Genomic DNA, 3416 nt, shown 5'->3' with positions numbered 1-3416 from the left:
AGCCACCGCGGGCAGGCCGAGCGGGGCCAGCGCCTGCACCAGGCCGAAGCCCGATTCCTGATCGTAGGCGAGTGCGTGCGCGGGAACCACGCGCCCGTTATGGTCGGTCAGCCAGACTTCTTCCGCCTCGGTGATGAGATAGCCGATGGTGAGCACCAGACCGTCGTCGCGTATCACCACGCCACTGCCTTCCCGGCTCGTGCCCAGCGCATTGGCAGTGAAGGCGTCGTCGGGGATCGAGGCGCGCACCGCCACGATGGACCGCAAAATGGTGTCGATGGTCATGCTTTCAATCCCGGCAATATTCATGACGGCCGCCAAAGGCCTGATATCCTCTATAGGTATGGCGCAGGTGGCGAGGCGCAAGAGGCGGAGGCCAATCGCGCAGGCTTGCGCTGCCCCTCATCTGACTGCCGGCATCGACGATAGTCCAATAAAAGTTGAACTTCCCATTTGAAGCCTGCGCATCTTGCACCTACGTGTGTGTGAATGCTGCCCTATCCAACTTCCCGCTTCTGCCGCGCAAGCTGATCTTCCCAAGTCCTCCCAACACAAGGCCTCCCGAGATGACCGAATACACACCGCCGAAAGTATGGATCTGGAACAAGGAAAACGGCGGCGCCTTCGCCAGCATCAACCGGCCGATCGCCGGCCCGACGCATGACAAGGAGCTGCCGATCGGCAAGCATCCGCTGCAGCTCTATTCGCTGGCGACGCCGAACGGCGTCAAGGTGACGATCATGCTGGAGGAACTCTTGGCGCTCGGCCACAAAGGCGCCGAATATGACGCTTGGCTGATCAGGATCAACGACGGCGACCAGTTCGGCAGCGGCTTCGTTGAGGTCAATCCCAACTCCAAGATCCCGGCGCTGATGGACCGCAGCGGGCCAAAGCCGATCCGGGTCTTCGAATCCGGCTCGATCCTGCTGCATCTGGCCGAAAAATTCGGCGAATTCCTGCCGACCGAGCAGCCGGCGCGCGCCGAAACCCTGTCATGGCTGTTCTGGCAGATGGGCTCGGCGCCCTATCTCGGCGGCGGCTTCGGCCATTTCTACGCCTATGCGCCGGAAAAGATCGAATATGCCATCGACCGCTTCGCCATGGAGGTGAAGCGCCAGATGGACGTGCTCGACCGGCGGCTGGCGATAAGCGAATATCTCGGCGGCGCCGACTACACGATCGCCGACATCGCGGTGTGGCCCTGGTATGGCGGGCTGGCCAAGGGCCGCTCGTACAACGACGCCGGCGAGTTCCTGTCGGTGCAGGAATACAAGAACGTGCAGCGCTGGGCCGACGCGATCGACGCACGGCCGGCGGTGCAGCGCGGCCGCATGGTCAACCGCGCCTTCGGCGAGCCCGCCATACAGCTGCACGAGCGCCACGACGCCAGCGATTTCGACACCAAGACGCAGGACAAGCTGGCCGCGGAGTGAGCGGCGTCATCCGCCCCGCCCCGTCTCGACAGCCGACATCCAGAGCCGGTCGATGTCGGCCAGATACGTCTCGTCGATCTCGTCGAGATGGTTCCAGTACATGCCGTCCTCGTAGAAATAGCCGAGATCCTGCTCGATCGCCTCGGCCTTGTCCGCCTTGTCGAGCCGGATGCCGGCAAGGATCTCCGCTTTCATTTCGGCAATTCTCGAACGCGAAAGGCCGTTCAGCTCATCGAATGTCAGCCTCGGGAAGACCAGCCGGCTGCGCGGCAGGTTGGACAGGTTGATGCACAGGCAATCTCGCTTCAGCGCCTGGACCAGCAGGCGGGCGGACTTGGCCTCGAGATCGCGCAGCGTCACATCGTTGCGCAGCGGATCGGCACGACCGATGCCGTAGAAATGCGTCTTGCCGGGCTGGTCGTAGATCATGTCGCAGCCCAGGAACGCCAGCACATCGGGTTTCTGGCTGTGAATCGTCCAATAGGCCGCCGTCATCGCCATTGTGCCACCAGCATAGACGAAGCCGCCGAAGGCGTTCTGGGCCGGCACGTAGTGCTCGGCACTGAATATCTCGGCCTGCTGCAGGGTTTCGCGCCGGGGCAGCCGGTCCGGCGGGAAATCGCCGGCATGGACGAGAAAATCCCAGTCGGGGCGCACGCGCCAGGCATTGTTGATGGCGACGATCCTGCTGAAGGCGTGCTTTGGCCAGACTTCGCAGCGCACCACATCGGGCGCGCTGCCAAGCAGCAAGATCACGCGCGGCGATCCGGAATCGTCGGCGGCCATGGCACTCCTCTCCATTTCGATCGCGCCCTTCTCGACCGAAATGACGAGCATTCATCTAGCCTCCGGCCGGATCGCACAAGCGGCGATTTCGGGCCTGCCGTCGTGCCCGCGGCGGATCAGTCCGGCCTGTTGCACGAGCACCACGATTTGCCTGGGACGAGGGCGCGGGGGACAAGTCGGCCGCCAACCGAGCAGCGTCGATGGCCGCAGGAAGCACCTTGGGAGACCGGGATTGCACAGGCCGCAGGCAGGCTTCCGCGCGGCTCAACCCAGGCATATGTATTCGGAAATATATACTGGTTGACTAAAGTAACGGAACGTCCAATGCACATTCCCAGAACCGAACAAGTCCGCCCTCAAAAGGCTTAGACCATAATGTCTATTTCGGTAACATCATGATCTAAGCATATAGATATTCAGCCGGAGTGACCTGAATCTCGACACGTCGTAAAACCGGATACCGTCTCGATGGTCCAGCACTCACGGGTCGCGGATCACCTGTGTGTCTTTCGCTCGGCTCTATAGATCAGCCGGACGACGAACACAAAATATCCAACCTGCAAAACGATCAAGGTCAGGACCGTCCAGCCCAGCGCCTTCCAGATTGAACCGGTTGCCAAAAAAGTCGAGAGCGCCACGACCAGTGACGCGGTGGTCATCCCCACCAGGAACTGTGGAAAATTCATCGCTTTTCAAGGCCGTCCCGGAGCTTGCAACAGCCGCGACGACCCCCCTTGCCCATTTACCCCAGACCAACGTTTTCACCCTTTCAATGGTTGCGCAAGTGGCAAATGGACCAGAAGTGTGTGCATGCTTAACGCAATCTCTGGTTGAGGCGCTTCCTGGCCGCCGCTGGCCAATTCAAAAAGAGCTGAACTATTACGGGAGGACACAATGGAAATTTGTTGCGCGTCAGACACTCCGGGCGCAACGTAGGCCCTACGGACTGACATAAAAAAGAATATCAGTCCGTGGGAGGAATGGGGGGATGACATGGCGCTCAAGGTAATCGGCGCGGGATTCGGACGCACGGGCACATGGTCGACCTTTGCCGCGCTGAACAGGCTCGGCTTTCCCTGCTATCACATGCAGGAAGTGATCCTCAACAAGGCCAACAAGGGCCACCTCGACTTCTGGCGCAAGGTGGCGAACAGCAAGCCCGGCACGCCGCACGACTGGGACCGAGCGTTTGCCAGC

Annotated in this window: 4 protein-coding genes and 1 pseudogene; 2 read left to right on the top strand and 3 right to left on the bottom strand. The window is 61.1% G+C overall.

All coding sequences use genetic code 11. The features are described 5' to 3' along the window. Nucleotides 1–285 (bottom strand): annotated as a pseudogene (locus tag E5W87_RS33105) (trypsin-like peptidase domain-containing protein); the annotation flags it as partial. 281 nt (nt 286–566) lie between these two features. On the opposite strand from E5W87_RS33105, the gene yghU reads away from it, so the two are divergent. Then, on the top strand, nt 567–1433 hold the full coding sequence (gene yghU, locus E5W87_RS33100) for a glutathione-dependent disulfide-bond oxidoreductase (protein WP_292407458.1): 867 nt from the start codon (nt 567–569) through the stop codon (nt 1431–1433). A 6-nt stretch (nt 1434–1439) separates the two neighbouring features. On the opposite strand, the gene E5W87_RS33095 is transcribed toward yghU, so the two are convergent. Continuing rightward, the gene (locus tag E5W87_RS33095; RefSeq protein WP_292407455.1) at nt 1440–2270 is read right to left on the bottom strand and encodes a hypothetical protein; all 831 of its coding nucleotides are present in this window, start codon (nt 2268–2270) and stop codon (nt 1440–1442) included. A gap of 443 nt (nt 2271–2713) precedes the next feature. After that, a complete protein-coding gene (locus E5W87_RS33090; RefSeq protein ID WP_292407452.1) occupies nt 2714–2905 on the bottom strand; it encodes a hypothetical protein in 192 nt (63 codons plus the stop codon). 307 nt (nt 2906–3212) lie between these two features. Between E5W87_RS33090 and E5W87_RS33085 the strand changes: the two genes are divergently transcribed. Beyond that, nucleotides 3213–3416: sulfotransferase (locus tag E5W87_RS33085; protein WP_292407449.1), on the top strand; the 204-nt coding region annotated here is incomplete at its 3' end.

Origin of the sequence: Mesorhizobium sp., assembly GCF_004962925.1 — a bacterium.
Classification (GTDB): domain Bacteria; phylum Pseudomonadota; class Alphaproteobacteria; order Rhizobiales; family Rhizobiaceae; genus Mesorhizobium.
The sequence above is the reverse complement of the archived record's forward strand: the minus strand, read 5'-3'. Positions and strand labels throughout refer to the sequence as shown.